Source organism: Endozoicomonas sp. SESOKO2 (assembly GCF_024606245.1).
In the GTDB taxonomy this organism is placed as follows: Bacteria; Pseudomonadota; Gammaproteobacteria; order Pseudomonadales; family Endozoicomonadaceae; genus Endozoicomonas_A.
Genome location: NZ_JAHHPQ010000766.1, coordinates 1 through 6,154 on the forward strand (window position 1 = coordinate 1; position 6,154 = coordinate 6,154).

Here is a 6,154-nt window from a genome sequence, read left to right on the forward strand (position 1 = left end):
CCCGCCAGGTTTCTGCAAGAAACCCGGAAAAAACCTACCTGCCAGAAGCTGAAAACGTCTATTTTAAGCACAATCGATTATGGCAACATAAGGGTCAGTTTGAGTTTATTCCAACTCTGAAAACACCATCCCATATCGGCATTGTATACAGAGGCGATTCGAGACCTCCGGAAACCATCTTCAAAACAGGATTTAATCGAAAATCAGATGATTCGGATTCAATTAACGATAATGACTTCCTTGAAGCTTTGCTGAATACGAAATTGAGCCCCTATCATCTAACATATGGACTATGCATTGGCAACTGCCAATTGGTGAATGACTCACAAAATAACATCATCAATACCAGCCGCAACATTGCGGTCGCAACTTGGTTCCCATGGTTTTCATCGCAGCATGAGACGGACGACTTGCCTGAGCCTTGGGAGGAAGACAGCACCTATGTTTATCAGTGTTATGTCAATACCGGTATCGACATTTGCAAAACAGCTGCAGATCTGACGGGAGGGGGGCTACACACTACTTCTATCACGTCTGCAGAAGAAGTACTCACGACAGGCATTCCTCCTGAACATATAGTGAGTTCATGGCCGGTTAAACGAACGGTCTTTGATGCCGGGCGTCATTATATGTACGGTTTAAAAACCAGAATTCAGGAAAAAATAGAAAACCCTCACACTGATCAATGTGTAAAAACATTTACAGAAGCATTTCGGCCACCTTTGGATCCAATACATCGTAACCATTCAATTTCGTTAAGCATAGGCGCACATTTTGGAATAGTTACTGACCAGGAGGATGATGAGCTGTCATGAGGGCATTGCTCATAAGCTACCTGACATGACCTGAGTACCAGGCTGGGATTAGCTCACTCCCTGATACCATCCTCATACAGACTTCGGAATTCCGGCGGGGAAATACCGAAGTCTGCCCTCACGAAAACCAGAACAGTTAATCCTTTGCTTATCATTGTTTAAAAAACATATGCAACAAAGGAACTTTACTGAAATAAAGCAATCTATACCTTCAATCAGACAAGAATTAATTGTTTTGTCCTGAACATGACGTTTATATATTAAGGAGAATCACGATGTCACTCCCTGTTTCCAATCATTGCGCCATAATCCATGGTGGATCTGGCACTGTGCCAGAACAATCCACAAAATTGGACAAGAAAAAACAATGGGGTCGCCGAGAAGTAAGAGAAAACGCCCCCCTCCAAAAAACCAGTAAGAAAAATACGGCTGCAATCCATGGCAAAAAATTCACTGCTATGTCGATAACAGAACGTTTTGTTTTTGCTCTTGGTCTTTTTTCAGGTTTACAGAGTGTGTCTGCAAAAGGCAATGGAAAAAGTGACACGTGCAGTATGGCATCCCCAACAACAGCTGAACTCAACACTTGCCCAAAAGCTGGCTTTTCAGAATGGGTCGCAAAATTACAGGAAACAGGCCGAAAAGATGATGCACAGAAGGCGTGTCTGGCAGATACGTGCTCAGCCCCCAAAGAAACCATCCACAAAAAAAAATCAGCGCCTGAAAGAGAAAGTCAGTCTCAATCCTGTCAGAAACCAACCCTGATGGAACAGATCGGTCCAGCGGACAGAATGACCGGTGTTTATAAAAAATCAGACGAGACCAGTCTGGTCCTTGGTATTAAGAACCCTGAAACAGTTCCTGTCATAAAAAAATATAAAGACCTCGTCCGTATGGAGTCCAAGGCGTTAGAGTTAAAAAAGATTCTGGAACAGACTAACCAATACATCAAAATACACAACAATGATTTCGGAATGCTTGTTTATGATCATAAGCAATTTACTGTTCTAAAAAAGTATGATCTCTTTCCTTTAAGCCCCTGCATGAAAGGCCTGTTTGATGAACTCGACAGCTACGATACGGCATTAAAAGAAATTTTCATGTATCAGAAAGAATCCGGAGATTATCAAGCCTATGCTAAAGAACTGGACGAATTAATAAAAGGACGCAGGACTGTATGTGTAGGCTTATTACGATCATTAAAAAGCAAATTTAATGATTTAGAAAGACAGACATCAACTGCATTAAAAGTTAATAGTGATCGCAAAAAAGAGGATATTCTGCAGCACAGAAAATACATTGATTCCCAGATTAAAAAATCAGAAGCCATTCTTAGCTCTGTAGAAATAAAAAAAATGTTCCGTCAATGCATGAAGGATCGTCAAGATTGCCTCAACGAGCAAAAGTGGACTGAAGCCAGGGAGCTTGCTGAAAGAGTCAGAGCCAGGAGAGAAGCAAACAAGAAAAGCTATGGTATGAAGTTACTTAATTTACTGTCTGTAACTTACTTAGCATCTTGTCTGAGCCTGATAGGTTCTTCGCTTGCATTGATTCCTTTGCCAAGAAAAATAACCCGTTACTTCGCCGCCAGAAAAAAAATAGACACTAGTCGCATATTAGAAAAAATAATCAGAACCGAGAAACTGAAGATGCCAGTGGACATCAAAAAATCTATGGATAAGTGCGACACTGCTGAAGACGCAGCGATTTCAAGCAAGACCAGCATCAAGTTGAATCTGTACCCCAACGACTGGGAACACGTGTCTTTACCAAACTATCATGACTTTAAGCAAATCAGGAAAAATAAGCGACCCAAACAAAATATTGGAGCAATAGCTAAAATCAAGGATATCGTTATGCCAAAAGACGAGCTGCCTGTGAGGCCGTGGAAAGAGGATATACCGATAAACCACCAATGCATCAGGCCAATTTACAAAAGAGGTTTTACCCCATCCGGTAAAGAAACGGATACAAAAAACATCGTTGCCTATGCCTATTTTGATCCTTCATCAGATGCAATCAAAAGTACAATATCCGATGATGCCATTGAAAAAATGCAAAGCATTCATGAAACAGGCCGTTATGCGCCCCATGAAAGAGGCGCTACAGGCTACAAATGCTTTAGATATAAGGATGTGCCATTGTGGGAGTTTAAAGTGGCTGGAGATGAACGGGTATACGGCTTAACGATTCAAGCAAATGAGGAAGGTAGACAAGCGGGTGTTGCTCCCCTGGTTATATTCGACACGATATTGAATAAGAAATTATAAGCGCCAACCGGCTCTTACATTGCACTTATTGCATTAATCCAGCATACAGTGAGTTACAAATCGAATTCAAATTCACGCTACTTGAAAACTCTATGGCAATTTCTGTCAACTCATCGGATTTGAGCACAAGCGCGTTACTGGCGTTGAATGCCTCCCGCAAGTAGGCATTATTAACAGATGTCTGAAACGCGTCAGGGTTATCAATTGCAGACATCATGGCATAAAGCTCCTCAGGCGAGGATGGATCATAAGCGCCACATCTGTCCCTGACCGTATCGTGAGCCTCAATGGAAGCACCAACCCAACAATACGTTAAGCAGCCGCCTTTCGAGTGCGTCACTTCATACAGGTAATGCGCGAAGGCTTGACGAATCGCCCGCTTGCATATGTCTTTTAAGTCCCGGAAAAGCTTTTGCTCCTCATGTGACAATTCAAGGCGATCAAGAATAGGTCCATATTCGTTTTTGATATCATTCTCATTTTTCTGTTCTTCTTTTTGAAATCGAGATCGCTGATGAGGAGGCAGTGATTTAACGTAGCCTGGAAGAGAATTGGTTCTATCCAATAATGTTCTTATCTCACAGATTCTCAGAGCATGGATGTATTCTTCATATTTTGCATCATATTGATTGGATTTTTCCATTAGGTACGTCAAGTCGAAGTTTTTCTCAACGCTTAGCTGAAACAGGGCCTCGGTCTTTTCATGAATCACTCCTTTATACCAGAAAGGTTTCCCCATGATAATCACCGGACGGTGGTTCGCTTTGCCCGAGGTTAACTGCTTAAATGCAGGATAGTGCACCAACATACGCTCTATATTCGGAATGCCCTCAGGTTGGTCCGTCCAGGCAGCTTGTATAGATGAGCGTTTAATTTTATCTTCAAGGGATGGCGAAAACCCATCATGACAATGAGTCACGAATAAGGTCTCCCCTTCTTTCATTTGGAAGCTTTCATAAGCCAACCGCCATATCCGTCTACTTTTTTCTCTGGACAATAACACCCTGTACCACTTTTTCAGGCAATGGGCGGCTTTAACCTTCAGTTCATCGACCGCTTCCAGAGACACCAATAGTCCGTGAAGAGCACAGTTCAACATACCGTTATTCTCATAGGTCGGCAGTGGGTCCAGCCAACCCGATTCCATGGCTTCACGGGCAAAGTGGATAAACGAAGACTTGGCCAGGTCACTGTCTTGCTGCAATATGCGCAGTATTGAACTCAACCACAGGTGAGGGCTTGCTCCAGCCTGATCAATCATTTTTGAATAGAGAGACTTGAGGAGTTCAGTGACCTGATCTTCATCACTGACGGCTAATATCTGTTTTACTGCCTCCGGCATTGGTGCGGGTTTACAGTAGCTCGAATACACAGGGCTGATCAATGCCATCTCTTCCTCGCCCAATGCTTTTGTCTCCAGAGACTGTATCAGTGAGACGCCCATGGAAAGACCGGTTAAATCTTTTCTCTCCCAAAGGTTATTTATTATATTGGTGATTCTCAGATTTGTTGCTGGCCATGCACTGTTTCTATCAAGGGCTTTGTTCAGTTGTTCCAGGCTCATACCGCAGGCTTCAGCCAGAGCATGCTGTTGTGCTGAATCAGCATCTTTCAGAAGATCTTTCAGGAGAGCATTAATATTCTTTGACACATTGCTGAAACCACCGACGTTCCTGGTGGGCAGGAAGTCATGGGTGATTGCGATCAAAGGTGCCGGTGCCCCACCCAAATCCACCGATTCCCAGGTTTGGCCTCCATCCGCGGAATACTCGGCAAAGGCGTGGATAAAGCTCTGAATTTGCCGACATGGAATCCCGAAGTAACGACAAAAAGCAACAAAAACAGGCACACGATGACGACAGCTACCTTGTCGTTGTGTTACGAGGAATTTAAAGAAATTGACACCGTCCTCCGGTGCCGTCTCACCGGTAAACAGTTTGCAATAGTGTTTGATCGCTTCAATGCGTTGCATCGTGTCGTCAGTGTTTTTTATTGTCAGCAAAAGCGCCTTTATTTCGGGTGGGTGTATTTCGGTTGGGTGTTGGTCACTAATGGTCTCAAACAGTTCGTCCAGTACGGCTTTCATACCTTCTGAGCAGCGGGTGTCTGAACGGGTTGATTGTTCTGAACAGGCTTCTCTGAAAGGTATTATTCTGTCCGGCTCTCTCGGTTCTACGACATAGGCACATTGAATACTCCGGATGTCCCCGGCCCTGCGAAGAGTCAGTGTATGAAGCCCGGTGTATACGTCCCTGGTCAGGATAAATGGCAAATCGGGTTTAATACTCAAGGCCACGATGTAGTCGTCAGGCGTCAGGCTGGGCAAGGCATATAGACCATTGTGCGATGACATGCACAGAGTCGCCAGCGTTCCGCTGGCTAAAGTCATTTCCCGGGCATGTTCTGGTAATGGGTCCGGGATCAGTACATCGTACCCCTGAATGTGTTGATCAGCCATCTCGGTCAGCTTGATTTCACCCTCAGCAGTCACATCAATATCCTTTGCCCTCCAACGATACATTGCGGAAGGAAAGTCTTGCGTATTAAAAACTTTATAATCCTTAACATCTGGTATCGCCCGATGCTCAAAGTTCGTTCTCCGGTCTAATGTATTACGCTCTTTCCCGTGAACCATTGGGATGTATTGTTCAGAACCCTCAACCCAATGGTTCTGCACATCACTTATCTGATGCCAGAACGCAGGCCACAATCGAACCGCATTGGAGTTCCATGCGCTTATCCGCTGATCAACCTCCCGAAGATAAGGTTGGGAAGGCGATAATTCCAGCGTTTGTTTTTCTTCTTCCGTCAGAGGAAACACGCAATTGGCGTCCACGCCAGTCTGACCATACTCACGATCAAACCAGCTTTGCTGCCAGTATCGATAAAGTGCCCGGGTGAGCGTATCGTCGGACGGGTCCGGCTTCAGGGAAAGACCGGACGCCTGCCACCTGGCCTGAGCAACCCTACTGATTATTTCCGTTCTGGCTTTCTCTCCATCCGGATCAGCCTTAATACGAATTTCATGGCGTTTTTCATCGATACTGTTGAGATGACTGCGTCGTATTA

General features: G+C 44.3%; 3 protein-coding genes. 2 read left to right on the forward strand and 1 reads right to left on the reverse strand.

From position 1 onward, the window contains the following. Both KDK17_RS18245 and KDK17_RS18250 read left to right on the forward strand, forming a co-directional pair. Nucleotides 1-815, forward strand: an 815-nt coding sequence (locus tag KDK17_RS18245; protein ID WP_257276482.1) for a hypothetical protein, incomplete at its 5' end; no start/stop codon positions are given. Nucleotides 816-1,090: 275 nt separating this feature from the next. Next, nucleotides 1,091-3,085, forward strand: coding sequence for a hypothetical protein (locus KDK17_RS18250; protein ID WP_257288736.1), 1,995 nt, complete (start codon nucleotides 1,091-1,093; stop codon nucleotides 3,083-3,085). A gap of 25 nt (nucleotides 3,086-3,110) precedes the next feature. On the opposite strand, the gene KDK17_RS18255 is transcribed toward KDK17_RS18250, so the two are convergent. Then, a partial coding sequence (locus tag KDK17_RS18255) for a transglutaminase-like domain-containing protein (protein ID WP_257288737.1) occupies nucleotides 3,111-6,154 on the reverse strand: 3,044 nt, incomplete at its 5' end.

Coding starts and splice junctions, on each gene's coding strand:
- KDK17_RS18250 (WP_257288736.1), top strand. CDS start 1,091: ATGTCACTCCCTGTTTCCAATCATTGCGCCATAATCCATGGTGGATCT.